This is a genomic window from Citrobacter sp. CK185 (assembly GCF_030333565.1).
In the GTDB taxonomy this organism is placed as follows: domain Bacteria; phylum Pseudomonadota; class Gammaproteobacteria; order Enterobacterales; family Enterobacteriaceae; genus Citrobacter_B; species Citrobacter_B koseri.
The window spans coordinates 216,578-243,040 of the sequence record NZ_JAOWFR010000025.1; the positions used below are offsets into that span (position 1 = coordinate 216,578).

Sequence of the window (26,463 nt, forward strand, 5' to 3'; positions counted from 1 at the left end):
GTTGTTATGCGACATTGCCGGGATAAGTGGCATTGTCGTAATCGTAGAAGCTGGGTTTATACTGCTTCGCAGTTATCTGGCATGTGCCGTCTGATTGTGGTGCTATCTCTGAGACGATAGCGTCATAACCTGTGCGTGAAGAATCGCAGAAAATCAGGCGCGGCGGCTCGGTAGCCGGATCATTGAGAATAATAGAGCTGAATTCTGGTTGCTCGGGAACCAGCACCTGATAATCCCCCATTCTTGTTGCAACCATCAGGCCAGAAGCGGTGCCATCCTGGTAACGAATTAGTACCCGAGGGTTCTCGAAAGACCAGTCAAGAGGCTCCGTCACCGTAAACGTTGTCTTGTTCTCAGTGGTATCCATCTCTTCAATCAGCGCACTAATCGTCTGGCTGCCCGGTATATCGTCGGTCAGCACGATACGATCGCCGACGTTATAGCAAAGCGCGTCCAGTTCAGTTGAGGTCGTATGCGTCAGCCGTTGCTGTAAATACTTCATCAGACGACGCATGCCGATCTGATATGCCCGGTCCCGGTCGAGAACGCCATCAAGCGTATAGTCTTCAATTTTTACGGGCGTTGGATTATCTGGTGTCCGGCACTGTACCGTTTCCTCAGCCCATGTCGTTCCGTTGATATACGTAACGTCCACGCCGTCATAGTCGTCGTCAGACGGAGCCACGAACGCGGTTTGCAGGTCTTCAGTCATCTCATGCGGGCTGATAACCCCCGACCAGGGCTTAACGCCTTCGCGCGCAACCGAGGCAAGCCCGTCTGCCAGCAGAAAATAGCTTTTCCCGGCATTGGCGATCTTCTGTAAAACCTCCAGCGCAGATGTACTGTCGGTCGTCTCGAAGTCGAAAAACTCATTGTCAGGCGTCCAGTAGGTACTTTCCAGGGCATTAATGGCGTCGGTGTCCATGTCCAGACCTAACGAGTTACCAACGTGGTACAGCGCGCCGGAGATGCTGCGCGCCGCTCCAGTGTCGTAAATCCTTGTAGCTACCACATTCACCCGGCGATCGGACTGCGCTGCCAGCTTGCCACCGGTTTCCACCGTGACCCCCATCGTCGTTACGCCAGCGTACAATGACGGTCTGGTCAGCAGGCGGCCACGCAACGATTGCCAGTACATATTATCGCGGCTGTTATCCTGCCCCTGCTCGTTAGTGCGCCGGCAACGCACTTCAACAAGGCCGGGAGAACTCAGCGTGATGCGCTCAGTGAAACCAAGGCCATTAATATTTTTTGTGTTATACGAACCGGTTTTGCTCATCCATCCCAAACCAGATCCATAGACACGGTACTGAACTTCCCAGCGAACCGTTCTGTTTTGTTTTCTCCCTTTTTTGTCGTACCCGCAAATGCCATTCGGGAAGAAGAAATTCACTTCAAACATGTCGATGGTTTCATTATCCGGGCATGCCAGAAACGGGCCCATCCAGGAGTCGTTCTGGTTAACGCCAGATGCCTCAAAATCAAGCACGGTACGCGCCACGAAACCCGGCCATGTGTTATCGACAACGCCGTCAATCAAGCGCTGAAGAGTCACACTGGTGCCGTCCACATCGAAAATTTTGTACTGATATCCAGCGTGAGAAACGGAAAGCCTGATATACCCCTCTGGAATACCCGTAAATGGCGCGCCGGTCTCACTCTCATAAGCCAGCGTTACCGACGCGGTGATCTCTTCTTCTTCCTCTGTCGCATCTGCATGCGGCGTATACGAAGCGATAAACAGGCTGTAGTCGACGCTGTTGTACCAGAGCGTTACCGGCATTCCGACGTAAGGGGCGATTTCCGCCAGATTGTCACTGGTAATGCGGCTGTATGCGCCATCATTGGTAACAACAAACTGATCGGGTACGATTAGCTCAACCGTTGCGCCAGCAATCCACGAATCAGGCAGCTCGTTTGTTGCAGTATCATCATCAGCGCTTAATCCGTTAAACGTGATTGTGCTTCCCGACACCGTCAGTGACTGCGCTACCACATCATCCGTATCCGGTGCGGTCTGGGCCATATCCAGCCCGGCACCCGATGACGTCCCGCCAACCTCGGTAGAGTTAAACCAGTTTTCACTACGGCGATCACCAGCCACATTCTGGCCCGGCTGAAAAACGGTGTATGCGAAACCATCACCAAGCGATGAAACTGGCGTGGCGCCGACGCGCATATCCCCTTCGCCGAATGAAAATTGTCCGAATCCCAGAGCAACGAACATTTCAACGGTCATCACTGTCGGATCGTCCGGGCTGAAGCGGGTTACCGGTTGCACTACGTAATCGGGGTAAATTCGGCGGCGTCCGAACAACTCGCGAATTGGATCACCCAGCTTTGCACGGTTCGCTTTTGCCGGGTTAACGTCCAGTGAATCGCCTGTCGACGAAGAGAAACCACCGGGATCTGATGCGCCAGGCGCAAAGAACAGCGCATAAGCAACAGATGCGACCGAAACAGCAACGGCAATCCACGCCAGCGCAACGGCGCCATGAGGGACCGGATAAATGCGCACATCACTTTTCGGGCTGATCGCATAATCAAACCATGCAGCAGCCGGGATATTCACGCCGTCCACTTCAATGGCGATCGGATGCTTCATGTCAGCGCGGTAATTTTCAACATTCCGCGCCATCCACTGATGAATAGTCACCGCACCATGTTCATGCGTTTCCAGCGGCTCGCCGGGTAACCGGGAAGGATAAATTCTGATGGTCACTTCCAGAACTCCACTTTAACGAAGCGGCGAACAAACTGCGCCACCGGCGTAAAAGAAACGTTGGATTTAGGGTTGCATTCGGCCACATGCAGACGGCCATTAAGCACCACGACAACGCCGACATGCGTAACAGTTGAGCCTGAATAGCAGGCAACACCCGCACCTTCACATGGCTCGCAGCGTTGTAGGGAAAGCATCAGTTTCCTCGCTTCTCGATTAAGCCCTCCACTATCTTTCGTCACTCCGGCGAAATCCGGCCACTCATGAAGCCCCAGATCGCGACGCACCTCATTCACAATGCCGAAACAGTCAAGTTCAGGGTAAGCGCGACCGCCCTTCAGCCATCTGACCGAAAGGTATTTATCTTGATTGAACATTAAGCCTCCGAATTTCAGGCAATAAAAAACCCCGTTTATACGGGGTTTGAAATGTAGTTTACTGACGGTTCAATACAGGCTGGAGATGTACGAGTTTACTGGCTCTGGCAACAAGTCTTGCGGATGATCACCACCAAATGTTGCCCACTTACTTTTCCCGCTAATAATCGTTGAGGCAATCCGATTGTTGGATTCTGCATTATAAATTGTAATTTTCACTTCAATTTTATCTGGAATTCCTGACCACTCAGTAGCCCTGTCCTCCCAATGCAATATCTGAGGAACAACGTAGTATCCATGATGGATTGTATGATTATTTTTCAGACAAGTAACATCTTCACAATCAGCGTAAATCGCTACGTTATCTGAATGTCGCAAAAAAGCAGCTTTTAATGCAGTCGCTGTCGAATTTCCAGAGCCAGCATATGTGCGGGTTTCATATACCCCATCAGATGGCATAGAAATAGCAACTGGAGCATCTTTGACTAACTGCTCAGTGTTGCTCTGAATATTGTTCGTATTGTATTTAGCCGAACATCCGGCCAGTAAAATTACGGCAGAAACCAGCAAAAATCGTTTCACTTTTCTATCCCTGTCAATAAGAAGAACCTTATCTTATCAAGTAATTTATGGCTGAACATTAACTCATGTAACGCAAGCCCGGATAGAACGGGAGTGTGTAGCTATAGCGGGGCCATCCAGTATCCAGCACGTTCATATATCCAGCGATAATTTGCGCCTGCGTCGCGGTCCAGTACCCATTTTTCACAGTTAGCGTGTATGGACGTTCTGCGGGGGCAGCTAAATCATCGGATGTATATTGTCGGTAGGTCACCGTGGCGCCACGTAGATTTTCCAGCGCGCTACGCACGGATGTGGATGCTTCTCCTTTGATGTTTGAGACAGCAAACTGCAAGTCCTGCGTGCCGTCACTGTTCCGCGCCGGTAGCGCAACATCGATGGCGCTGGCGATGAATGTGACCTCTTCACCAGTTTCCGTCGTCGCTGTTACGTTGTCGTAACCATCACAGAGATAAAGGACATCATCACCGATGTTGATCTGCAAAGTTTTGATAATGACCTCTTCACCGGAAGAGGCATACAGTCGTTTCAAAGTCGGGCTGGTCATGCTTCCGGCCACTCCCTGTTAAGTGCAATATCAATGATGCTGCTGTTGATGATGTAATCCGGGAACTCAGCCCAGCCATCACCGAGGACGGGTCGAGTCCACAACTCAAGCGTCGCGGAGAACTGCCAGTAAATCGGGGCGACCAGCGTCGGCCCCTGATAGATGTCCATAAACCGGCATTTGTAGAGTTCAACGCCCAACGGCGTTTGCAACCGCATAAAAAACCAGTCGGCACCGTCAGTAATGGTTTCGTGATACCAGCCCTCAAAAAGCTGAGCCTGAGCATCTTTTTCGAAAAGCCACTGCACATTTGCCTGTGTCGGCGTCGAAATAAATGCGCGGCGCTGGCGGGCGCGGCCGGTGGTCATTTCGGTGCGCTTTAACGGGCTGACTGGCTGAAATGCATAACCGTCCTGAAGCGGCATAGGGAGATAATCGTGAGGGTAGTATTTTTCAGCCATCAGGTCGTTCTCCTTCCGGTGTACGTTCCTCGCATTGCGTTACCTACTTTCCCGTTGCCTTTCACGATCTGATTGGCGACCTGATCCAATGCATCGCTGGTAGCCTGTTTCTGAGTCTGCGCCAGCGACAGATTCATCTGGTCAGGGGTTACTCCCTGCTGAATATTGAAGTTCTGGTTGATGGGTGCGTTCAGGGTCATAGCATTGCTATTGTTATTGACGTTCTGCGCCCCTGTACCGAAACCGGGTTTGCTCAGCGTTGCATCCAGAGAACCACCATTGCGCAGCGCCTCAAGGTTCGAGACGCCGATCCGGTTGGTTGCAGCCTGGTCAAAAACATACTCGCCTTTATGAACTATCCCGGCGGGCTGGTATTTCCCGCCCGGGCCCGTAAAACCACCGGCAGCAAAACCGACATCCGCAACAGCTGCGATATTAGAAACGATGCTCGCCGTCGCCGCTGCAACGGATGCCATCGCAGCGATGTTGTACGGAAACGGGTTGGCAGCTGCCATCGCTATCCCCTGTTGGATCGAAACCAGAGACTGTGCAATAGCGAATGCCTTGCTGGCAGCGAACGCAGCTTTATAAATCCCGGATTGCTCCCCGAAACCAGTTGCCAGAATCTGCAAACCACTGTCGATCATGGTTTGCGTCGCACTGGTGATGATTTCGTTTTTCTGGGATTCAATAACCTGGTTGGCTTGCGCCGCCTGCTGGCGGATTGCTGTCATGCGCGCTTCGCCTTCCGTGGTGATTTGCGCAGCCTGGGCATATGCTGCTTCCTGAGCCTGCAACCACGTCTGTAACTGCTGTTGCGCCTGATCGAGTTGCATGTACTGCTGTTGCATACCGCCGAACGTGCCGGATAACTGGCCGCCAGTCGGTGACAGGTTGCCAACCACACTCTTCACTGAAGAAGGCAACTCCGCTGGGGTGTTTTTGTAAATATCAGATCGGGTTTGCTCGTATTCCCCCGGCGCCAGCTTCCCTGTGGCTTTTGCTTTTTCCAGCAGCGCAAGCCGTTCGCGAAGCAAATCATTCTGCTGCTCATCCTTCGCTTTAACCTGCTCCTGCATTTTCCAGTAATCGTCGAGCGTTTTAACGGAGTTTTGCAACGCCTCCTGTCGTTTGTAGGCCTGAATAATTTCTTCAGAGCGGGACAAAATCGATTTCTGATCGGCGGTGAGTTGCGTTTTCGATTTGAGATCAGCGATCTGTTGTTCAAACTTCACTCGCGCCTGAGTGGCACTGGTGAGCTTATCGCTGGCGTCAAGCTGGGACTGCATTGCGGCGGTCTGCTGGTTAATCTGATCCAGTAATCGTGTCGCGGCATCTTCGCTATATGTTTTCCCCTTCGGCTTTTTTGGGTCTTTGTACATCTCATTAATGCGGGCGACATTTTTCGCATACTGATCTGCACTGATAGCCCCGGCATCAAGGAATTTCTTCTGCTGCTGAATCGCCTTGTTTCGCTTATCAGCATTCGACAGGAACTGCTGGTTGGCCCGGTCAGCTTCTTGCTGGATTTTAATGCGCTCTTGTTCATCCTGGTTAGCTTTAGCGATCGCCCCGTTCAAATCTCCCTGCGCTGTCATCGTGAGTTGAAGAAGGTTTAACTCCTGCTCTAGTTCCTTACGACGGCTACCAAAAACAGTTTTTCCACCAACGGCGTTATCAATCCAGTCCAGCTCTTTACGAATTTCCGCTATTCGTCCCACACCGCCGGACTCACGCCCGACGTTAAGCATGGCATCCCATGCACCTTTCGCAGCGCCGGCCAGACCATTCCACGCTTTCTCAAGGAGTCCGAGATTCTGCTGAATGTCAGATGCACGCTGCTGCATGGTGGTGGCGTAAGCATCAGTCGCAATACGGGCGGCTTCCTGCTGATTTCCTTCATCCTGGAGGGCTTTTATCTGGTTGTAAGTTGCCAGCGTAAGGAAGTGGTACTGGTCGTTCAGTTTGGTGATTGCTGCAACCGGATCGGCGGCAATTTTGTTGAAATCGTCCACCAGTTTATCGGTCGCAATACCAGTGGCTTCACTCGTTTTAACAACGGCAGTGGTCACGCGCTCAAGCGAATCACCGGCAACCTTTCCAGATTCCACCAGTAGGTTTAGCGCCGATGCCGCTTTGCCAGTGGTTGAGTTCGCCGCTACACCAGCGCGCGCGGCAATGTCCGCCAGTTGACCCGATGTTTTCCCTACCTGGTTACCCGTCAGGATGAGTGATTTATTGAAAGCGTCCTGTTCCTGCGTGCCTTTGTAGTACGCCACGCCCAGCACGCCGACCGCAGCAGCCGCCAGCGTGAAAGGATTGATCAGGCCCATCACATAAGAGCCGACACCTTTAATCGCCGGGCCGATACCGCCGAACATGTCCTTTAACTGGCCGCCCTGCTGCATCAGCACCATGAACGGACTTTGCCCGGTAGACAGACCCACGACGATATCGGTCATCTGAGCAGGGATCATGCGCATCGCAAAAGCCGTCTGCTTTGCTGACATGCCAGTATTTTTCAGTTGCTCTGAAAACCCGGTGAGACGATTACGAGCCTCTTCGATTTTTTTCGAATAGACATCAAAGGTCTCATCGTCCAGCATGCCTTTCGACTTGAATTTCGCCAGTTGCTGCTGTTGTTTATCCAGTTTATTCAGCGCAGCGTTAACCGGATCAATGCGGTCCAGTAGTTCCGATAAAGCAGCGGATTCTTCTTCGGTCGCCTTCGTTACCCTCCCGGCGCTGGCCGCTGCTTTCTGCCCCCACTCGGTAAGCCCGTGAAGGGCGCTGGTCAGGCTTTCAGTATTTTTTTCTGCGCCGGTGCTGTCAATAATGACGGCGAGGCGGGATGTCTGTTCTGCCATTGCGATCTCCGGGCATAAAAATACCCGGATATGCCGGGCTTATTGTTTCTGTTTGCCGTGTTTTTTCTGTTCCTGCGCCCACTGATCACGCCATGCGTCATCGAGGGCAAATATCGCCGCGTCAAATTCATCACGATCAATGAGGACGGGACGTGCAGAAAGAAAGCGCTCAATATCATGAAGTGAGATTGGCAGCGGCGCGCCAGCCATCCCGGCATACAGCCGGGAGCGGGAGATAACGGAGTAAGCGTTGAGGATTTCCCCTGTCACACCGTCAATTTCAGGTTCGGGAATTGGCGGGAGTTTTAATTTCTCCCTTCGCCACTTTGCCTTTTCGCCCTTCTCCCCGCCGAATTCGCTGAACCATTGTTGCGCTTCGATGGCTTTTTTACGGTTTCCTGCTTTTGCTGCTCTTTGCCCTGGGCGATGCTGGCGGCTTCAGCCAGAATTTGCCAGTAAAACGCTGGTTCCTGTTTCAGAAGGGTAGCACCGCGTTCCGGTGTGTACTCAATCGGCACTTCTTTGCCATCCACAAGCTCACCGACACCCTTCCAGTCTTTCAGCAGGTAACGCGCGCAGTTGTCGATCAGCAGGTCATCGGCAGAGTCAATTTCCCCGACCGCTGACAGGCTAAATTCGCTGGTTCCCACCTGGTAACTGGCATCCATTTTTTCAATGTGGCGGCGAATAAGTGCATTACGCGAGCGATACTGGTCGTTATCGATGCTGCTGACGAGCAGCTTCAGGCCTTCAATGGGTTTGAGATCTTTCAGCGGCGTAAACCAGCGCTCGCCGCCAACATCAATTCGTGGGGTTAGGATAATCATTCGAAACTCCTGCATGAAAAAAGCCCGCGCCGCCATGCAGAGCGGAACGGGCAAGGGAAATTTTATGGTTCAGTTACGGTAATGGTTGCCGTATCGGTAAAAGTGCGTGCCTTAGCGGTGATGGTTGCCGTTCCGGCCGCCACACCAGTAACGACGCCTGACGCACTAACTGTTGCCACTTCAGGATCTGATGACTCCCACGTAACAGTATCCGTGGCGCCGGCGGGAGCCAGCGTTGCAGTGAGGCTGGTTGTATCGCCCACATCAACGGAAGCTGTTTCCGGGGTTACCGTGATACCGGTTGCCGGAATGGTAACGGCGCGGGTAATGGTCGGTGACTCGTCGGCCGCAGTGATGTCGAGTTGCACTTGAATGATGTCGGTATTGCCGCCATCAGGCCAGTCGCCAGCAACCTGCACTTTAGGGAAGTTGAAAGTGTACTGACCTTCGTCGTTCGCCAGGGTGAAACTGAACGGCACGGTTGCTCCGGTAAGCGTTTTGCTCCAGACCTCCCACGCAGCTTTAGACCAGGAGAGCGTGATCGAACCTGACGGCGTGAAGGTGGTTGGGATATTAGCCCCTGCATATGGTGAACCAGTGCCGATACAGCGCTGCGTCTGGACGTTGTTGTCGAACTGGATGTTGAAGGTATCAATACAGAAGCCATCACCACCGTCGATTCCGTTCAGGTTGATTGCGGTGACCTCTTTGAACGAGTAACGCAGCTCGCCAGCATTATCGGCAGGTGTACCTTCGATATAGCTCGTATCGTCTGCTTTCGAATCCCAGCCCAGCCCGGCGAAAGTGATTGTCGCGGTAACGTCACCATCGTTAGGAACTTCTAACTGGAACACACTTACCTGCGCGCCGCGAACGATGGAGGCGATACCAACATCAGAGGCATACGTTGCAAGTGAGAAAGAGATACGGTCATTCCCCATCGTCAGTACATTGCCCGCCCACTCCGCGCCAAAACACGAAGCCAGGAATTCATCATGCTGGCCGTAGCGGAATTTTGCCCCGACATCGCCGCCAACATCGACCGTTCCAAGCGTAGCGCCCTGCGCCATTCGGGAGCCGCCGATTTCATCGTTGCCATTGGTATTCTGGGACGGGCCAACGCCCCAACTTGTGCGTTTGAGAAGATTCCAGGCGCCAGCAGGCGTAATTCCTGGTGTCGTCTCCCGGATAAAGGCCGAGAGTACCTTAGCGCCGCTCGACATGCGGTCACCTCCATCGAAGTTAAGCGCTACAGAGCGCGGTAAGGAATTTGTAGATTGAGCTGAGACCAGCCATCTGCTTCACCAGCAGGAACAGCTGATACGGAGAAATAACTGAGTTTTCCGTCATCCTGGAATTCGAATAATTCACGGAGTTTGTCTGCTGTTTGAGTGATAAGCAGAGAGCCAGAACCAACAGGGACGAAGATCTGAATGATGAGGACGCCGGTACGGTGAACAACCGGACCACCGCCGATTTCATTTGCTCCGGCCATGCCTGAAATGTTGGTGAAACGAGCCCAGATATCACGACCACTTGGATCAAATACGGGTCCGTTTGGATAATCCACGGCATTAGAGGCAATAGCCGTCTGCGCCGTCATGCGAGCAATGACAGCGTTACGAATTTCTGTGAGGGTCATTTGTAGGCCTGTGTTACACCATTAAATGAAACCGCATAAACGCCTGCCGGTGCCTGCTTTGAGTGCCCGTTTTCAAGCGGTACGGAATAAGGAAGGTTTGACTGGATGTAGATGACTGAATAATTTGGTGCCGCAAGAATTGTCGAAGTCCCGTTATTTATGGTGTTTGCACCGTTCGGATCTGGCTCGCTTGGCACATAATTACTTGGAGAGCCAACGCTAACAAAATGCGATGCCCGAAAAGTTCCTGCTCGATATTCTGCGGGACGTTTTATATCCATGCTGTCATTGACGCGTGCTTTCCTTTTAAGCCTCCCTGTTTTTGTCAGATTTTCGGGGTTAGAGAGCTGCGACTCATTCCACTCGCTTACCGCTTTGTTGTATTGAACTGCTGTCTGGTTTACAGCCCATATTTCAGGGTTACCGACCGGTGACCGAATAACGATCTCATTGAGCAACTGAATGGCTATAACACGTTGCAGTTTTCCGACATCCTCTTCCACCTTGTCAGCGAATAATGCTGGGTCAAGACTCCAGGCCTTAGCCATATCACACCCTCCGCAACTGGATGGAATATGTCGCTTTCGCCGGATCGGTTCCTGCCGTAATGACCTTGTAACGCTGCTGCTCGCCAGTAATCAGGTCTGGTGCAGTGATTATGTGATCGACTTTCGGTTCGTCGGTAACTTCATTCGTCAGCGCGGTTAATTTCAGGTCGCCGTGCAGGATATTGACGCCATCAATGCGGTTGAGGCTGTATTTCGACAGAACGCCACGGCCAGTGTAGGTCACGGTGGTTTCACCGCCTGTTTCCGTTACCGGGTCCCATCCGGTTTGGATGACGTAAGAGCCGGTGAAATCGTTGACAGCATCCGCCAGCTTGGTATCAAAGGCCTTTGCGACCTTCGTCTGAATCTTGTCACGAATTCCCACGTCACCCCCTGACAATCCGAATCTGCGAAGTATTCGCGCCATACGGCTTGAGCATCGCCAGTGCCAGTTGCAGATCGGAATCCAGCAAAGATGTGCTGTTTGTTGCCATTTCGGCGTAGCTTTCTGACACACTCACACCATCGGCATCAACCGATTCACTGGTGAGGACACCAGAACTGGTTTTCTGTTGATACAGCCCGCCATTTGCTGCGGCCAGCGACGCATACGCCCCAGCCTGCTTCACATCATCAGGGATAATGATTTCGTGGGTATTTTTGTCGCATGATAATTTCAGGCCAAGGCCATTCATCCAGGTGTTAGCCATCAGTACCGATTTTGATTTTTTGCTGGCATCAGTCCAGTCGGCACCGAGGATTTGATCAACGTCCGCTACCGTGATGTAGGTGATCATGAATCACTCCTCTATGCGCCAGCCTGCCGCCTTCCAGTTTTCCACTTCGTCAGGATGCACATCTGCGGTGGTGGGCGCGCCGGGAAATGCCGGGAAGTCAGAGAACATAGCAACCAACTGAGCACCGTGCTCCTGCTGCTCCTGCTGCTCCTGCTGCTCCTGCTGCTCCTGCTGCTCCTGCTGCTCCTGCTGCTCCTGCTGCTCCTGCTGCTCAGAATTGTTTTTCGCCGCCAGTTCAGCAGCAAGTTTTTCCGCCGCTCGCTGAGCGCGCTGCTCTTTCGTCAATCCGGCCATAAGCCCTCCAGAAAGAAAAGGGGCCGAAGCCCCTTAGTGAGTGGTTGCGTTAGCCAAGCAGCATTACCGCATGAGCAGGCTTAACGGATGCGACACCCCACGCCAGGCCAACTTCATAACGCACCTGACGGTACTGACGATACAACGCAACCTGGAAGGTGATGCCGGAGACTGGATCGGTTACATTCATCACGTCATCAGCGGTATCGCCACCCTCCGGCATTGCCGGGGTACGCGAAGCCAGAAGGAATGCGTTACGGTCAAACGCCATATTTGCGGTGAAGCCGCCGACAACCGTGATTTCGGTGTTGTCCGCCAGATCCTGACGCAGGCCCGGCGCAGCCAGAGTGATGGTGGTGGAAGTAGCTGCCGCAACAACATACTGGTTATCGTCGCCGTCGAAAGTAACGACCTGACCAGCTACGATAGAACCCGTACCGGTATCAATGGCAATGATGATATCGCCTTCCTGTTTCGCGCCATTGACCAGATATCCTGTCGCGGTAGCAGCTGGCGCACGCTTAACGCCCGCAGAGTTGTGAATGTTGAAGCCTTCCAGTCGGCCCAGCGTACCTTCGCGAAGCAGTTGCTCAGTACCGGATTCATTCACTTTGAACAGTACCGTCTGCTTCCCGCGAAGATTCGCGATTGCAGAAGAACCGAGAACCATTTGCAGGCTGGTGGTTGGCGAACCATTGTCCTCCAGAACCTTGCGTGCATTAGCTGCGTCGGTCAGATCTTCCTTCACGCCAAACGGCGTTGTGCCAGCAGTACCAACGGCGCGAGAAGTGCCGTAGTAAAGTGCGCCGAGATCAGCATCGACCTCATTTGACAGTGCGCGGAATGCCTGGGTGAACTGGTCAGCAAGAATGGTGTTGTAAGTACCAGCGGGACCGAGAGCCAGTTGCTCTTCACCGTTCCATTTGACCGGGGCCATTTTGGATTTGGTGATTTTGACATCGACGGTGCCGATATTCTGATCGCCGGTATTCGGCGCAGACGGACCCGGCACGATGTCTTCGGTAACAGCAACCGGAGCAACCGGCGCAGTAACGGTCTGGTCTTTCGCTGCTGCGTCTGCTTTGGTATTTCGTGCAACAGCAGGGATAAAGCCCACCTGCTCACGGGAAACGATATCCAGAGCTGTATAGATAGTCGGGATCAACCCGGTAAGGGTATTAGCCATTTTTCTGTGTTCCTTGAGATTTTATCGTGGATTGATTAGTGAGCTATCCAGCTCTGGCGCCAGCCACCATCCGGCAACTGGCAAATGCGATCAGTCGACGATGGTGATGCCTTCTTTCAGCGTCGACTGCTGCTCGACAGGGCTAAGACCTGTAAACGCGTCGCGCTTCATTGTCTTTTGTCCTGCCTGATGCTGAGTTGGGCGAGAACCACCGCCGTTATTGCCACTGGCTTTCAGGATGTGGTCTTTTTGCGGGTACTGCTCTACCAGGAACTCCAGCGCTTCATCGAATGAGGCCAGTTCGCCCGGTTTAGAGCGGGAATAAATTTTGTTGCCGGTGCCGTCATAGGCGACAACTTTACCCTCTTCGACCTTAAACGACTGACCGAAGCGAGCCTGAAGCAGATCGGCAGGGATGGCGATTTTATCAGTGATAAACTTGGAGCCGGTAAAACTACCGCCGATCATCGAATCGTACAGTTGACCTTCCAGCGTTTTATTTTTGTTGTTGGCCTCATCCAGTTGCGCCTGGAATGATTTGGTGATTTCGGCTTTCACCTGGTCAACTGCGCCAGCATCGATCAGCTTTTTCTGGTCGATTTTGGTCATCATCTCGATTGCGTCGAGCGCCTTTTTGGGGTCTTCAATCCCGGAGAAAGCTGCCAGTTTTGCTTCAACCGCTTCTTTGGCTTCACGATGAGATTTTGCTTCGGCGTTGCGTGCAGAAATTGTGCTCATCGCCTGAGCAGCATCAAAACCAATCTCTTTCCCGTCGTCATGCACGTAAACCGGCAGGCCGTTAGCATCGACTTCTGCGTAGTGCTTACCGTTTACTTCTACTGTCTTCAGTTTCATGTTGTTACCTTTGATTTGGTCATCCGACCGTTGCGCCGCGCATCATCCGAGTTGCGGCCATAAAAAAAGGCCGCCCGGAGGCAGCCTGTTGTGAATTTCAGATAATAAAAAAGGCCGCCTTAGCGACCTGTTGTTTTACCTGGTTACAAACTCAGGAATGTTACTTCCAAGCGTTGTCACCTCAATTAAATTGCTTTCATCAATGATCGGTATTTTCTTTACATAACCACCGAGAGATACCTCCTCCTGATACGGAACAAGAACATCTCGGCCATCCACTCTCACGGTCATGAGTAAGCGACCCAGGGAGACTTGACCGCAAACTTCAGTATCCATTCGCCCGCCTTTAGTGTATCCGCCATCAGCAAACCCGGCGAGAGTTGACGTATTCAGCGGTGCCGGAACTTCTGTTCTTTCACCATCAACGATAATAGTCATCGTTTCATGCTGACTGAATTTTTTAAATAGCTCTTTGCATGGACCAACATGATCACCGACCCGTACTACCGTATCGGATGATTCTATGTATCCAATGCCATTGCGCTCAACAACATCGCGCAGCGCGTTCAATAATTCAGTATTTGTTAGGTCGTTCGGACTAACGTAGCGATAAAATTGATCAGGTCCGTCACCTGAGTCATGAATAATCAATTCATTACCGGCGTAATGTAAATTATTTTCTGGAGCAGCCATCGTCAACCTCGTCTCGTTGCTCGTCAGGTTATTAGTGGCAGGCGGTGACGATGCCGCTTTTCGGGAGCTACCCTAGCCACTGATTAATCCTATCACAACCCAGCCTCTCTGAATGCCTGCGCGTCACGTTCACGCAACTGCGCCAGCGTCAGCCATTCGCCCTTGTCGGTGTAGAACTCATCAGGAGACATACCACCATCACGGATAAGTCGCGCGCGTTTCTCACCAACGATCTGCTTCTGGCGATCGAACGACTGGCGGGAGAACCATTCCTGATAGTTGGTATCGCCCGGTACAACGCCATCCATGCTTGCGCGTTCCGCTGGCGGGATATCGCGAACATCGATACCCAACTCTTTCGCCGATTTGAGGATGAAGGTTTCAGTAGAGCGGCAGCAGAAATGAATTTTTCCTGGCCCCTGCAAATACGGGATTTTGTGACCAATCGGCTTGTTATCAAGCGTGTACTTAAGGCGGTCTCGAATCCTGCATATCTGTGTCGTTCGGTTGTCCAGGGTGGAAAGCCACTGCTTACCCTTCATCAGGTCGTTATTGGCGTCAGCGAAGCTGTTACACGCCGTCGCCGCAAGATGGCCCACTGCCGTTTTCGCGATACTGGCGGCATTGGCTCGACTCATCTGTAACGCGCCATCCTGATAGCCACGATTAGCGTGGCCGCGCACCTTGCGCGCAATCTGCTCGTTCGTATCTCCCAGCAAAAAGCCCTGTCGCACTGTGTTATTTATGCGGTTGAGGCGATCTGCTTCGAGGTTTGACGCCCATTCGCTGAGCAATCGCCCCTGAAATGGCTGCGCCATCGCCGCCGCGTAAACCGCGTCAGGAGAGATACCCACCAGCGGATGAACGTCGGTCACGAACTCCGGCAACAGCGCGTCAAACAGGCTCAACTGATACCCAGCCTCGTGTTGCGCCAGATCATTCAGTTCGGTGGACAGGCTGGAAAACATGCCGTTTATCGCCGTGCGATTAATCTCCCGCACGCTCGCCAGCAGCGCTTCAAGGCGTGTGACCGTAAAGCTATTCGGCTCTATACCATCCATCGCCACCAGCAGGCGCGCCGTCAGCTCAGCATCACTTTCGTTGAGTAGTTTCACCATCCTGTTGGCAACGCCGGTACTGTAACGACTAATCCAGATAGCGTGCGCTATGGACTCGTCACGCAGTTGCTCGTTAACCGTCGCCATTGTTACCGCCCATCAACGTTACCTGCTGGTTTTTCAGCTCGTCGATAACCTCTTCCGGTTTCGCGTCAGGGTCGATGAATTTTAGCGCCTGAAGCACGCGAACGGCATCAACCTGGCGGATGTCGCCCCCCTGTCGCAGGGACTGAACGGCCATAGCAGCAGATGAATCGAACGTTTGGGTAGAAACATCCAGCTCTGTGCGCACATCAACATTGCCGCCATCAGGCAGATCAATCCATTCGGCCATGATTTGCAGAATGTTATCGAGCGCATCCTCCAGCGAACTCGCCATTGTGTAGAGCGGTGAGTTTTCCTGCATGTGTTCTTCATGCGTCTGGTCGTCAGATTTTGTTGAAGTGTTTTCTGCGCGAAGCAGTTTCGCGCCCGCCTGGCGCATCTGATTTTCCAGATCATCCAGCGACGTTTTGCCGGAGTCGATAGCGGCTCCTGTATGCTCGACGTATTCCAGACCGTATTGATCGCGATTATCGAATTTTGTCGCTGTAGACGAACCGATAGTTAGCGACTCGCCTTCAGCCAGCCCATAAGCCACCAGCAGCGGCACGCGGGCGACATGAAGAATATTGTCCTGCTCGCTCTGACTCTGCCAGTGCTTGATGTTCAGCAGAGCCAGATTCAACAGCGGCGGAGAACCGCGCATAAATCCAGTTTTTTTGGTGTAGAGCGTTACAAGAGTAATGTCGTCGCGACTGGTTTCCCACTCTTCATAAAGAGCCCAAGTAGATTCCCCGCCATCACCTTTGTTACGGCGCCAGATTTCCACTTTACGCGGCATAATATGGCGAATCTGCTCAACTTTGGTTTGCCCGAAGTCGTCACCATCCACGACAATGACTTCTTTGATTCTCAGTTCAGTGAGAACGACCTTCCCACCAACAACCTTTGACTTCCAGCCGATCACCTGGCGAGGATTAAGCATCGTTACATAGGGTCGACCACCAGCAGCCTGTTCATCTGCTTTTGTGCGGATTTCTTCCGCATTAGTACGTGGATAATCCACCAGCGCATGAGCAAGACCGTACTGAAATGCCAGACTAAAAAACTGCTGGGCCCAGACATCAAGGCGACTGCCTTCCATATCGATGTTTTCAGCCAGGGTTTTAATCCGGTCAGGTGTATCCTGACTCAATACCGTTGGTTCAGCGAAAACGCGCCCGGTATTTTGCTTAATGCTTTCTTCGTAGGCCGGGAGCAGCGTCGCAACACGTAGGCGCTCTTTGTACCCTTCAGGATCTTCGTTCGGCCACTTAGGTAGATACGTCTCACCCTGTCGCCGCATTTCCAGAGTACCGCCCATCAGGGCATCATTAATATCCCACGCCTCGATCATGTCGTTATAGTCGAGATTGGGTGTCGAAATATCGGCCATGGTTTTACATCCGAAGTTGGGAGACTTTGCCTGTTGGTTTGATGATCGGGAACTGCTTCACGATGAAATACCCGCCAGCATCGTTGGGGTGGTCATTACCAGATTTCTTGTCCGGTTCTCCGTTGTCATCCCAAACCTGCTGTTCAAGCGACTCTGTATAGACCTGACAACGCTTCACGTTCACTTTGTAACGGCGCACACCATTGCCATTGCAGAACATCGCATTCATAGAATTTATGCGGTCTTTCACTGGTGGATTGGCGGCGTTCACCACCACGTTAAATCCTGCCTGCTTAAGCTGGGCTATATCGGTGGCGCTGGCATTACTGGATTTTCGGGAATCGCCGGAGGCATCCGGGTAGATGTAAATTTCTCTCACCTTCCGGTAGTCGTTACCGTCATACAGCCAGAAACGTTCCTTGATAATGCGGATCATGTCCGGGGTGTCGTAGGCGTTAATGATCTCCGTCACTGCGCACGGAAGACCAAGCCGCAGCACATGAACAATTCCCGCCATTTTCCCGACGTTGAAATCCATCCCGATATAAAGCGCCTCGCCGGGCTGCTCAATCTCATCGCAATTATTCAGTTTGCGATCGAACTGGTGATAAATCGTGCCACTGGTAAGGTTTGTGAACTGGCCGCGCAGATACGCCTTTATCAGTTCCGGTGGGTATGAGCCCAACAGAGAGGGTATGTAGTCGTCAGGCAGGTTTTTTTCGTTGTCGAACGTAGATGCCTGAACCAGTCCGTAAAGCGCCGAAAGTTCAGGCTTATCACGCGCAGCCTTCATGAACTGCTTATAGACAAACTTAAACCCTTCCGGCGTCGTCGTTACATCAATTCCATTCCGAAGGCCGGAAACTTTGTAGCGCATACGCGCGATAATTTTCCGCCAGGCTAATTCCGCTTTTTTCGTTGGCATGATGTCCAGTTCGTCGATCAACGCATTACCTATTTTGAAACCAACGATGGTCTGTGGCTTTTCCATTGAACGGCAAATCGTCGTTCCTCGATACTGGCGCCCGGCGTAGAAATGAACCTCTTTATTACCCTCGTTGATTTTGACGTTCAGCCCCCAGTCATGGGCTACTTCCTCAACTGTGGGATAAAAAATGTCACGAATTTGCAGGTACGTCGGCGCAAAGTAGCCCTGGTTGATTTTTGGGTGTTCCCACATCCCCTTACAGATGCCGCCACAACCAACCCACGTTTTACCGGAACCGAATCCGGCTACGTAGGCTTTAAACTTATGCGGCATCGCCAGAAATTGTGCCTGAGGGATATTAAGCGTCGGAGCTATCATCGTCATCACTCCTTACGCGCGCATCGACTATGTTAATAGCGATAGCAACCGGCAACGGCTCTTCATCTTCTGGATCGGCGGCCAGTTCTTTCCGTAGTTTATCCACTTCAAGCTGGCGCCGCTCGATTTCAATCTGTTGAAGTCGCTGCGCAAATTCACTGTCCGCCAGGCCGAGGCGCTTCATTACGGCTTCAAACATCCGTTCGCGGCTTATCGCGGTAATTTCCACACCATGTTTACCGAGCTTCACACCGGAATAAGCCAGTGCTGCCGTGGCGGACAACTTGCGGGTATCAGCAAAAAATGGCTGGCCTATCCCATCGCCATTGCAGCGTGGACATTGAGGGTTTGGCTCCTGTGTATGGTCATATCCATATCCGCCCACGTCCTCAGGCTCGCGACGTTTGCGTTCAATCGCTTCGAGTCGCTTCTCTTCATACTCAACAGCATCCCGCCACTGGTACTGATGACCGAAGCCCCAGCAATACCGACAGCATCCACGACGATATTGCGAAAGCTGGTTTGCGTCGAAAGTGGCGAGTTGCCACATCTGCGCAAGCACCTCGTCTGCATTGCCGAGTGTGCGCATTAACGATTCTTTCTGCTGCTGCGCAATGACCCGCGCAACTGAAGTTTTCTGAAGCAGTTGATAACCAATTTGTTCAGCGGTCTTCTTGCTGTACCCGGCTCGAATGGCGGCCTGCGTGGCATTGTTGTCCTTCAGGTACTCTGCGACAAATAAACGCTGCTGAGCAGTAAGGCCGTCATCATCCACCAGCTCTTTTGCGCACTTTTCCTTTTGCGCAGTGCGCAATTTCTTCTGCGCAGGTACCTTTTTGATATATCGACGGGCCGTTGCGTAATTCAGTCCCTGCGCTTCACACCATTCCTTCGGTGATACGCCGGTAGCGGCATTGTCGGACAGGAACCGTTGCTGAAGCTCGCCCCAGTCCGGTTTTGCCATGTGATCACTCCGATAATTCTTTCTGGATATCCAGTGCAGCTAGTGAGATGGCAGTCATGGCGTATTCTTTCTCGCTATTGCGACTTGCCGTCCCTATGAATAAAAGATATCCATCGCTCTGTTGCCAGGTTAGGCTGAAATCCCAGGTTGGTTCGGTTTATGGATATCAGCCTGTTTATCAGTTCTATCAAAAATTCTGTCGGGACTTTTTCTATGGTTAAAAGCAACGGGGTCCTCTGCGTCACGAATATGAGTCAGTGGTCCCCTTTGCCATGATCTGCCACTAAATTGTGAAGATTTATGGGATTTACTTTTGCCAGGGATAAAATGTCGGTAATTGTATTTATAATCATCCTTTACTGACGATATTGCTGAATGTAACCAACAAGGAGTTTTTAGATGAACAAAAGCATCCTCTCTCTGGTAATGACTGTACTGATTGCCTCACCATCACTGGTTTATGCTGGCCCCGGCGGGCATGGTGGGCCAGGCGGGCATGGCCCGGAATTCAATTCCGCCCCCGGGCACCCAGGTCCGGCCCGGCTGGGCTTTCTGCCGGATATTGCAACCACTCTAATTCTTGGCGGGCTAACCTACTACATTGTTAACGATGTGTATTACCGGAAACAGGGTTCTGAATATGTTCGCGTGGATACACCTTCGAACGCAAGTTCAGGGCTTAGCGTCGTCGATTACAACGGGAGGCGTTACTATGTTCGTGACGGGAGCTATTATCAGAAAGATATCAACGGTAACTATATCGAAGTCCCTCGCCCTGCTGGCCTGTAAATTCGCCCCGGAACACCATCGTAATAACCTCCGGGTTCGGATTAATCCTGTTTAATGCGTGTGGAGGAGAGAAATTATAGATTCTCCATAAAATATTCACATTTACGCTTTGAAATTGACTCCCCCTGTTCAGGAGTTATTTATGAAAAAAATTATGCTACTGGTTTTTGTGCTCTGTGGAGCCATGTCTCTTTCCGGGTGCATTCCTCCTCCGGGAGGGCACGGCGGCGGACCCGACGGAGGACATCCTTATGGACCAGCCCCCCGGTAATAAGTTAAGGCCCTTTCTATGGGCCTTTTTTACAGCAACTACACTGCACGATAGCAAGGCTGGGCTTACAGCCTGATAATACCAGCGCTCTGATCGCCGGGTGTGGCTCTATTGCATGTCTCTCCAACAATGTAAGAAGCATTCCCCCGACTGATGGCCTAGATTCAACGTTAACTGTGGGATTATCTGTCATAGAGGGATTATAGCCCTTTGTTATTTGACTCCCTCACCGAATTGTAAATACGCTCACACATCATTCCGGCGCGGTAGCTTCTACGGCTACCGTCGTTGCATCATACCAATACCGTTCATTATTGATAATGATTATCATTTGCATTATTATGGGGCGTCGGTTATAGCAGTGACTGACACATAATCTCTCCTGGTACACTAACGCCGCCTCCGGGCGGCCTTTTCGGAGTCATATGGTCGCGAAAAACAAAAGGCATTGCCAACGGATAGTTAGTGCATTCTTTAATCCCCAAAGGCCAAAACTTAGGCGTCCTTCGCAGAATAAGGCACCAGAGTATATTTCTGTTTCATCAGAAAACGGGGTTTTGCTCATCCACCTGGTACCCGCAGAGGCAACCAGCGAATATTAGATTGGGGCTGAGAGAAAAATTAACTGTAGCAATGCGTTACAGAAGTACCACAATGAAGTGCTTCTGTAATGCTTATCTTACCTGCATCGTGTCTGTATCAGGCTGTCAGCGGCCTGTCACAAATGCCGCAACTTAAACTTAATATTCTTTGTCATTCCCCGGGTCGGCTTATCTTTTTCATAACGCCATTTCGACATAGCAGAAATAACTGATGAATCGAAAAGATGCTGTGGTTCAGATTTCATAATCCAGACTTTTGAAATCCTTCCATCACTCCCGATATCGTATTTTACTTCCACAAAGCCTTCTATCCTGTTCGCCATCGCATAATATGGATATGTTGGGAATGCAGAAGTCAGCTGTTTTGGTTGATTACTTTCCACATGACCACTACACCCCATAAGAAAGGTACAGAGGAAAAATACGCAAACAAATCCTTTTCTCACGGCCAGCCCTCAATTGATAATGATTATCAATACTATCAAAAAGGACTGTGCCATGTTACCTGGAATAAACTATTAATCACGTCATCTGGACAGATTCTGTTTGATTCAATAACTGCAATTACACCAGAATTATTGTTTGCCCGCCCGATAGCTCTCCTCCATATTTGACTCTCTCACCGAGTTGTAAATCCGCTCACACGTCATTCCAGCCTGGTAACTTTGGTCAGATCGCTCAGCATAATATCGAGCTTCATCTGCAAGGCGTCCGAGCATGTCGGCGAGCACTGCGGCGTCGGCTCCGGCTGTTTTGCTTCTGACGGCAGCGGCAAGATCTGCGGTGTGCTTTGCGGCGTCCAGGCGGGTAGCGAGTTTTTTTGCTTCGGTGCGCAACTGGCTAACAGTGGCAGACAGGCCAGCAGCAGTGGCAGCAGATTTAGCGGCTTGTGCTTGTGCATCTTTTACAGCCCCATCACGGGCAATTATGCGCCCTTGTTCAATCCAGCGGGCGGCGGTCTGTGCGTTCACTGTCTGTGACGACTCCGCGCTGTCGCGCTCTGCCCACTTCTTTTCCCAGCCCCGATCGCTCCAGACATTTCCGGTGATAAACGCGCCAACTACCAGAAGTAAAACGACAACGGGTTTCCACCAGGCTTTTATGCCAGCAATTAACAGCGCCGGGTTCACTGGTCTATCCCCCAGCACGTAAGCGCGCTTTCCTGGTCGCGACGGGAAACCTGCCCAAAGCAGTTATTGGAGCGAATGCGGCAATCTTTTCCGCCGTCGAATATCCAACGCCTGATTTCAGCACAGGCCCCTTTGCGGTCTCCTGCGTTCAGCTTACGAAAAAATCCAGATGGCAGGCATTTACCAGAGCCGATGTTGTACGGGCAGAACGACGCGATCCCCGCTTTCTGTGGTTCTGTCAGTGGTACTTTGATATTTCGCTCTACCCAGGCCAGCGCTTTATCGCGCTCGATGGCGTTTACCTGGTCACATTTCGCCTGCGTCAGCTTCATGCCCTGCACCACCGGTTTACCATCAACCATTGTGGCGCCACGGCAAATCGTCCAGATCCCGCCACCATCTTTGTACGCTGTCAGACTGTTACCCTCTTTCTCATTCAGGAACTGATCGAGAATAACCGACGCTGGCGCACCGGCGAGAACCAGTGTCAGAACGGCGGCACTAAGTTTTGCTCTCCACCCCATCATTCACCAGCCTTAGTAAGCGCATCAGCAACAACACTTACAGCAGCCGGACGCTCAGCAATGGGTTTATCACTGATGCCATCCAGGTAATCGCGGATCATGGCTGTGCGTTTCTCGTCTTCTTTACGTTTACGACGGGCATCAATTCGGCCATTTACGTAAGAGATCAGAGAAATAAGCAGGCCGACAGCACCAAAGAACATGTAGACCATATCCTGTGTGGTAAAACCCAATGCTGCCGCGAGGGTTCCAATCCACGCGAAAAACTGCGTGAAAATGTTCCCTGAGTGATCGTTCATTCTCATGGTCTCTTACCTCGCATTTTTCGGAGGCTGTGTGCTGTAGGGTCAGGCTTCACGGGCTGGATTTTCAACAAAGCACGTAGTGATTGATTCCCGTGAGCCTGAAATAAAAAAGCCAGCGATAAGCTGGCAATGTGAGGGTGTGGCAATGTCAGCTCTGCGGCTGAAGATACCCTGGCTGGAGTTTGTTAAAAAAACTAAAGGATTATTGCAAAATGCCGTTAATATTATTTTCAACAAAAAGGATAAAGCATGTACATTTTCCGTGTTCAACATCAAAACGATGCTTACTTTAAGTTTGAAGTTCAACGCCACAATCTGACTAGCCAACTACACCAAATCAGTCAGGGTGCTACAGGAAATTTCAGTACTTATGTAAATCAGACAGTAAATGTTTACGTAATTACATCGGGTCAACAGCAAGTTGGCGGGTTGATTTCAGATCTTCAGCTAAACTCGCCAACCAAAACCTCTTTTACCACACTAAGTAAGAGTGAGATTTATATCTAACTCAGAAAGCTCCGGCAATAACCGGGGCTTAAATTGTTGCCGGTTACCGCTCCGGCGCGATCAGCAAAAGCTATCGCGGTATCAGATTGTGGTCCTGCCTATGTGAGCTTTTGCGGACGGCTGGAACATGTAGGCTCCGCAACACTCCCCGCACTTTGTCTTATTGGCGTCGGGAATCCATAAAAGAAAACCCCGCCGAGGCGAGGTTTTTTAATTCTTGAAACGTCACAGGCGTAATAACCCATCGTTGGAATCAGGTTAGCCATTTTCCGTTAATTTTGCAATAGCTAAATTATGCTGGTCATCGGGTCACGTTTCCCAGAACATTTTCTGCATAGGATTCCTCAATATGGCAATGCTCCACCAGCCGATCGAAAAACTGTTTATAGTTGTACCGCCATACCATTTCCGTTATCCCCAGCGCTTTAAAAATCTCGGTATCTTTCAGGCGTGGGTAACCTCTTCCCTTACATCTCGGGCATTTTTTATAAACCGGCACGCCCTGCAACTCTGATTTTTTCTTATCGAGAATTTCTCCGCGCCCCCGGCAACGGCATTCGTTTTTCACATGGCCTTTACCATCGCACGTCTTACACACGACGCGCACTTGCTCACGTACTGATTTCCACACCTCCCAGTCAGAAGGAGAAATGCCTTTCGTATCTTTTACCCATTTTGGTGGCTTACCATCTGGGTAAGTAACCTTGTTCGTGAAAACCTCAGCATCAATAAATTTAGCGCCATGACAGCTACTGCACGTCACTAGGCTTGCAGCGCTGAGGGAATAATCGCGGAAAACATACCGCGCCAGAATGCCGAGAAATTTTGATCGCTCCCCCTCTTCCATTTTTCGCAGCGATCCATGCCGTTCTGCGCGCTGCTCTGCCAGCTTCTTGATGTAGGCAATGATATTGTCTGAAGATAAAACCCCGGCTTTTGCCAGATACAATTCAATACCCACCGCTGCTTTTGCGGAAAGTAGCCCGAGGGATGCCATTACGTCAGTAATAGTCAGCGTATCTGCTGAAATACCGCATGGAACAGCGCCGGGCATCATGGATTTAGGCGAAAAATATTTTGGTAAGGACTCAAGCTTCATTTCGATGCTCCCGTTTTGCTTCAATACGGATGTAATTGCGAAGGATGCGGTATGCCACAGGAAAAGATCCCCGGTAGCGATAAATACGGAGACGCAGCCAGCGCCAGCGAAGAGACTCAATAACTTCAGGCTTCACTTGTCCACCCTCTCGTTTTGCCATAGCGGCAACATCCCTTTATGTCCTGCTCGCCTGATCCTTGATTTAGCATTACGCTCAATCTGGATCAGCTTTTCGATGTTCTGTCGGCGCTGCTTTTCTTCCCGACGCAGATATTTCACATTCTCGACATATCTGTTTTCGGTATCACATAGGTGCAGGATGTAGTTGAAAGGGTCCACCAGCGCATCGCAGCGACGACAGCGCAATGTTCGCTCCTTTTCATCCACCCAGACGGAATCGTGATGACAATAAATTTTGCCGCCTTCTTCCCGTCGCATCGCCAGTTCGTCGCGCAGATCCTCTTTCCTCTCGGGGAACGCAACGACATTGCTCAGTTCTTTTTCCGTTTCGGTTGTCATACGCCCTCCTCGATGATGATCTGTCCTTTCTCACCCCAGATTTTGGTAACCCGCCCATCCCAGACGTGACTATCTTCATCAAACACTGCATCCAGCAGCGCCTTTTCCAGATTGTCTTTGTCTGGTTTCCGCTGATGTGGCTTCCCGGCGTGTTGGGCTCGCTTCTTCTTGCTCCAGCTTTGGGGCATGGGGATAACGAATGTGATGTGATAACCGGATTCCGGTAACTCGATGCCCAGCAGACGAACCTGCGCTTTGTATGACCAGTACGCCGCTGTCGCTGGCCGTTTGTGCCATCTGTCGCGCTGAGTCATTCTGGGCTTGCCGATCGGCGTGATGTCGTAGACTGTCATGATTTAATGAGCCCCTCTTTCAGCCAGATAACCTGCGTTCTGGCCATTCCTTCCAGCGCACACTCCTTCGCATATTCCGCATCAACCAGGTGAGTACGGCGGTCGATCTCGTCATGGCATGATGAGCATGCAATAGTCGCGATAAGGTCAGGCGGTTTGATTCCGGTGCCACATAACCCAGCGATGCGGATATGGGCCAGCACAGATGTCTCAGGGTTGCCGTTGCATACTCCCGGAATACGCACCTGGCACTCCCGACCACGCGCAGCTTTTCGAAGATTAGCCATGCTCACCCCCAGCCTTTTTGTCGGAAGGTTCTCGGCGTCCGCGCCGGACGTTCGCACTCTTGTAATTTCGCGCTGACTGTCCAGGTCAGGAAATCAGGATTGAGGCTCTTTTTGGCTCTGACGCCGCGAGACTGATAATCGGCAATCAGGCGTTCAGCCTGCTCGGTGGTGCATTCCGTATGGTGAAAATATGAATACTTCATCGCCATCACCCCGCAAAACTCATAAGCTGGGCGGCGGCATTTTCGGCCTCTTCCCTGCTGTTGAAAGTGCGGGACAAGATCCAGCGCCACAGGACATCGAGTGCGGCCTTATAGAGGTGCTGGAATTCGGTTTCGTCCATACTGGCGAACGCGATGCTGCGAGGGTGTTTGCGGAGCGTGCCATCTGGTAACTGGATGGCGTCAAAGTGACCGGCCTCGACAGTTACCCAGGCGCGGTATGCATCAAAGGATTTACACAGGCTGATTCCGTTCGTGATACGGCGACTGGCGATCTGCTCCAGATACTGCTCGGCAGCATCCAGCAGAGCGCTTTCATTGCCGCCGTATGAGGCAAGGAATCTGGCATAACCGTTAACGAGTTTGCGTTCATTCGAAGAAATAGCGCCGCCGGTTGGTTCCCAGTATTCGAACCCGAGATTCAGGAGCGCAAAGAAACGGCGATGAAACGCCGGATTGCGGACAAGCTTAAAGTCGGCAACCAGAACGGAGCCGAGCTTGCATTTTGATTGCAGAAAATCACTGGTCTCCGGCGTCGCGGGGATCAGGATTCCTGTTGACTGCTTAATGAGTTGTAATTGCGCCATGGTTGT

33 protein-coding genes and 2 pseudogenes are annotated in these 26,463 nt (G+C 51.6%); 2 read left to right on the forward strand and 33 right to left on the reverse strand.

Annotation, left to right across the window (positions count from 1 at the left end; genetic code table 11):
* Positions 1 to 4 precede the first annotated feature (4 nt).
* The 22 genes and pseudogenes from OGV79_RS13490 to OGV79_RS13590 all read right to left on the reverse strand — a co-directional run bounded on the left by OGV79_RS13490 (position 5) and on the right by OGV79_RS13590 (position 19,263).
* Positions 5 to 2,722 (reverse strand): host specificity factor TipJ family phage tail protein, encoded by a 2,718-nt coding sequence (locus OGV79_RS13490; protein WP_286468591.1) that lies wholly within the window; start codon positions 2,720 to 2,722, stop codon positions 5 to 7.
* Positions 2,719 to 3,099, reverse strand: a complete 381-nt coding sequence (locus OGV79_RS13495; RefSeq protein ID WP_012132713.1) for a hypothetical protein — start codon at positions 3,097 to 3,099, stop codon at positions 2,719 to 2,721. The genes OGV79_RS13490 and OGV79_RS13495 overlap by 4 nt, the downstream gene beginning before the upstream one ends.
* Positions 3,100 to 3,168: 69 nt before the next feature.
* Complete coding sequence (locus OGV79_RS13500; RefSeq protein WP_200073767.1) at positions 3,169 to 3,681, reverse strand: DUF4823 domain-containing protein; 513 nt, start codon at positions 3,679 to 3,681, stop codon at positions 3,169 to 3,171.
* Positions 3,682 to 3,739: 58 nt separating this feature from the next.
* Positions 3,740 to 4,228: a DUF1833 family protein gene (locus OGV79_RS13505; RefSeq protein WP_286468592.1), complete on the reverse strand. Its 489-nt coding sequence runs from the start codon at positions 4,226 to 4,228 to the stop codon at positions 3,740 to 3,742.
* Positions 4,225 to 4,689, reverse strand: coding sequence for a hypothetical protein (locus OGV79_RS13510; protein ID WP_286468593.1), 465 nt, complete (start codon positions 4,687 to 4,689; stop codon positions 4,225 to 4,227). The genes OGV79_RS13505 and OGV79_RS13510 overlap by 4 nt, the downstream gene beginning before the upstream one ends.
* The gene (locus OGV79_RS13515; protein WP_286468594.1) at positions 4,689 to 7,556 is read right to left on the reverse strand and encodes a phage tail length tape measure family protein; all 2,868 of its coding nucleotides are present in this window, start codon (positions 7,554 to 7,556) and stop codon (positions 4,689 to 4,691) included. Before OGV79_RS13515 ends, OGV79_RS13510 begins: the two co-directional genes overlap by 1 nt.
* A gap of 39 nt (positions 7,557 to 7,595) precedes the next feature.
* The gene (locus OGV79_RS13520; RefSeq protein WP_286468595.1) at positions 7,596 to 7,826 is read right to left on the reverse strand and encodes a hypothetical protein; all 231 of its coding nucleotides are present in this window, start codon (positions 7,824 to 7,826) and stop codon (positions 7,596 to 7,598) included.
* Positions 7,827 to 7,936: 110 nt separating this feature from the next.
* Positions 7,937 to 8,383, reverse strand: a pseudogene (locus OGV79_RS13525) (phage-derived protein YdaY family protein); the annotation flags it as partial.
* A gap of 62 nt (positions 8,384 to 8,445) precedes the next feature.
* Positions 8,446 to 8,694 (reverse strand): Ig-like domain-containing protein, encoded by a 249-nt coding sequence (locus OGV79_RS21640; RefSeq protein WP_378075501.1) that lies wholly within the window; start codon positions 8,692 to 8,694, stop codon positions 8,446 to 8,448.
* Positions 8,677 to 9,606: pseudogene (locus tag OGV79_RS13530) on the reverse strand (phage tail tube protein); the annotation flags it as partial. The gene OGV79_RS21640 and the pseudogene OGV79_RS13530, both read right to left, overlap by 18 nt.
* A 26-nt stretch (positions 9,607 to 9,632) precedes the next feature.
* Positions 9,633 to 10,025, reverse strand: coding sequence for a phage tail terminator-like protein (locus tag OGV79_RS13535; protein ID WP_286468597.1), 393 nt, complete (start codon positions 10,023 to 10,025; stop codon positions 9,633 to 9,635).
* Positions 10,022 to 10,573, reverse strand: coding sequence for a hypothetical protein (locus tag OGV79_RS13540; protein ID WP_286468598.1), 552 nt, complete (start codon positions 10,571 to 10,573; stop codon positions 10,022 to 10,024). Before OGV79_RS13540 ends, OGV79_RS13535 begins: the two co-directional genes overlap by 4 nt.
* Position 10,574: 1 nt before the next feature.
* Positions 10,575 to 10,958 carry a glutamate 5-kinase gene (locus OGV79_RS13545; RefSeq protein ID WP_286468599.1) on the reverse strand — a complete coding sequence of 128 codons (384 nt, stop codon included), beginning with the start codon at positions 10,956 to 10,958 and terminating at the stop codon, positions 10,575 to 10,577.
* A gap of 1 nt (position 10,959) precedes the next feature.
* A complete protein-coding gene (locus tag OGV79_RS13550; protein WP_286468600.1) occupies positions 10,960 to 11,370 on the reverse strand; it encodes a protein singed in 411 nt (136 codons plus the stop codon).
* A 3-nt stretch (positions 11,371 to 11,373) separates the two neighbouring features.
* Positions 11,374 to 11,664: a hypothetical protein gene (locus OGV79_RS13555; protein WP_286468601.1), complete on the reverse strand. Its 291-nt coding sequence runs from the start codon at positions 11,662 to 11,664 to the stop codon at positions 11,374 to 11,376.
* 49 nt (positions 11,665 to 11,713) lie between these two features.
* A complete protein-coding gene (locus OGV79_RS13560; RefSeq protein ID WP_286468602.1) occupies positions 11,714 to 12,850 on the reverse strand; it encodes a major capsid protein in 1,137 nt (378 codons plus the stop codon).
* A gap of 90 nt (positions 12,851 to 12,940) precedes the next feature.
* Complete coding sequence (locus OGV79_RS13565; protein ID WP_286468603.1) at positions 12,941 to 13,705, reverse strand: DUF6651 domain-containing protein; 765 nt, start codon at positions 13,703 to 13,705, stop codon at positions 12,941 to 12,943.
* 135 nt (positions 13,706 to 13,840) lie between these two features.
* Complete coding sequence (locus OGV79_RS13570) at positions 13,841 to 14,398, reverse strand: hypothetical protein (RefSeq protein ID WP_286468604.1); 558 nt, start codon at positions 14,396 to 14,398, stop codon at positions 13,841 to 13,843.
* Positions 14,399 to 14,490: 92 nt separating this feature from the next.
* Positions 14,491 to 15,603: a phage minor head protein gene (locus tag OGV79_RS13575; protein WP_286468605.1), complete on the reverse strand. Its 1,113-nt coding sequence runs from the start codon at positions 15,601 to 15,603 to the stop codon at positions 14,491 to 14,493.
* Complete coding sequence (locus OGV79_RS13580; RefSeq protein WP_286468606.1) at positions 15,590 to 16,993, reverse strand: DUF4055 domain-containing protein; 1,404 nt, start codon at positions 16,991 to 16,993, stop codon at positions 15,590 to 15,592. The genes OGV79_RS13575 and OGV79_RS13580 overlap by 14 nt, the downstream gene beginning before the upstream one ends.
* Before the next feature lie 4 nt (positions 16,994 to 16,997).
* Entirely contained in the window at positions 16,998 to 18,299 is a 1,302-nt protein-coding gene (locus tag OGV79_RS13585) for a terminase large subunit domain-containing protein (protein WP_286468645.1), read from the reverse strand.
* On the reverse strand, positions 18,280 to 19,263 hold the full coding sequence (locus tag OGV79_RS13590) for a terminase small subunit (RefSeq protein WP_286468607.1): 984 nt from the start codon (positions 19,261 to 19,263) through the stop codon (positions 18,280 to 18,282). Before OGV79_RS13590 ends, OGV79_RS13585 begins: the two co-directional genes overlap by 20 nt.
* A gap of 399 nt (positions 19,264 to 19,662) precedes the next feature.
* On the opposite strand from OGV79_RS13590, the gene OGV79_RS13595 reads away from it, so the two are divergent.
* On the forward strand, positions 19,663 to 20,052 hold the full coding sequence (locus OGV79_RS13595) for a DUF6515 family protein (protein ID WP_230011253.1): 390 nt from the start codon (positions 19,663 to 19,665) through the stop codon (positions 20,050 to 20,052).
* Positions 20,053 to 21,041: 989 nt separating this feature from the next.
* Here OGV79_RS13595 and OGV79_RS13600 read toward each other — a convergent pair.
* From OGV79_RS13600 to OGV79_RS13615, 4 genes are all read right to left on the reverse strand, one after another.
* The gene (locus OGV79_RS13600) at positions 21,042 to 21,308 is read right to left on the reverse strand and encodes a TonB family protein (protein ID WP_286468608.1); all 267 of its coding nucleotides are present in this window, start codon (positions 21,306 to 21,308) and stop codon (positions 21,042 to 21,044) included.
* A 192-nt stretch (positions 21,309 to 21,500) separates the two neighbouring features.
* Positions 21,501 to 22,043, reverse strand: coding sequence for a DUF2514 domain-containing protein (locus OGV79_RS13605; RefSeq protein ID WP_286468646.1), 543 nt, complete (start codon positions 22,041 to 22,043; stop codon positions 21,501 to 21,503).
* 8 nt (positions 22,044 to 22,051) lie between these two features.
* A complete protein-coding gene (locus OGV79_RS13610) occupies positions 22,052 to 22,582 on the reverse strand; it encodes a lysozyme (RefSeq protein WP_286468609.1) in 531 nt (176 codons plus the stop codon).
* Entirely contained in the window at positions 22,579 to 22,884 is a 306-nt protein-coding gene (locus OGV79_RS13615; RefSeq protein ID WP_286468610.1) for a hypothetical protein, read from the reverse strand. The genes OGV79_RS13610 and OGV79_RS13615 overlap by 4 nt, the downstream gene beginning before the upstream one ends.
* Positions 22,885 to 22,963: 79 nt before the next feature.
* Between OGV79_RS13615 and OGV79_RS13620 the strand changes: the two genes are divergently transcribed.
* Positions 22,964 to 23,203: a hypothetical protein gene (locus tag OGV79_RS13620; RefSeq protein ID WP_286468611.1), complete on the forward strand. Its 240-nt coding sequence runs from the start codon at positions 22,964 to 22,966 to the stop codon at positions 23,201 to 23,203.
* Between the two features lie 489 nt (positions 23,204 to 23,692).
* On the opposite strand, the gene OGV79_RS13625 is transcribed toward OGV79_RS13620, so the two are convergent.
* Genes OGV79_RS13625 through OGV79_RS13655 form a run of 7 tightly spaced genes read right to left on the reverse strand, consistent with a single transcriptional unit; the run spans position 23,693 to position 26,457 of the window.
* Positions 23,693 to 24,490, reverse strand: a complete 798-nt coding sequence (locus OGV79_RS13625; RefSeq protein ID WP_286468612.1) for an antitermination protein Q — start codon at positions 24,488 to 24,490, stop codon at positions 23,693 to 23,695.
* On the reverse strand, positions 24,480 to 24,626 hold the full coding sequence (locus tag OGV79_RS13630) for a YlcG family protein (protein WP_152405020.1): 147 nt from the start codon (positions 24,624 to 24,626) through the stop codon (positions 24,480 to 24,482). The genes OGV79_RS13625 and OGV79_RS13630 overlap by 11 nt, the downstream gene beginning before the upstream one ends.
* Positions 24,623 to 25,009, reverse strand: coding sequence for a hypothetical protein (locus tag OGV79_RS13635; protein ID WP_012132746.1), 387 nt, complete (start codon positions 25,007 to 25,009; stop codon positions 24,623 to 24,625). The genes OGV79_RS13630 and OGV79_RS13635 overlap by 4 nt, the downstream gene beginning before the upstream one ends.
* Entirely contained in the window at positions 25,006 to 25,362 is a 357-nt protein-coding gene (locus OGV79_RS13640; protein WP_286468613.1) for a RusA family crossover junction endodeoxyribonuclease, read from the reverse strand. The genes OGV79_RS13635 and OGV79_RS13640 overlap by 4 nt, the downstream gene beginning before the upstream one ends.
* Complete coding sequence (locus OGV79_RS13645) at positions 25,359 to 25,649, reverse strand: DUF1364 domain-containing protein (protein WP_042999742.1); 291 nt, start codon at positions 25,647 to 25,649, stop codon at positions 25,359 to 25,361. The genes OGV79_RS13640 and OGV79_RS13645 overlap by 4 nt, the downstream gene beginning before the upstream one ends.
* 2 nt (positions 25,650 to 25,651) lie before the next feature.
* Positions 25,652 to 25,858 (reverse strand): hypothetical protein, encoded by a 207-nt coding sequence (locus tag OGV79_RS13650; protein WP_012132750.1) that lies wholly within the window; start codon positions 25,856 to 25,858, stop codon positions 25,652 to 25,654.
* On the reverse strand, positions 25,858 to 26,457 hold the full coding sequence (locus OGV79_RS13655) for a DUF1367 family protein (protein ID WP_012132751.1): 600 nt from the start codon (positions 26,455 to 26,457) through the stop codon (positions 25,858 to 25,860). The genes OGV79_RS13650 and OGV79_RS13655 overlap by 1 nt, the downstream gene beginning before the upstream one ends.
* Positions 26,458 to 26,463: the final 6 nt, after the last annotated feature.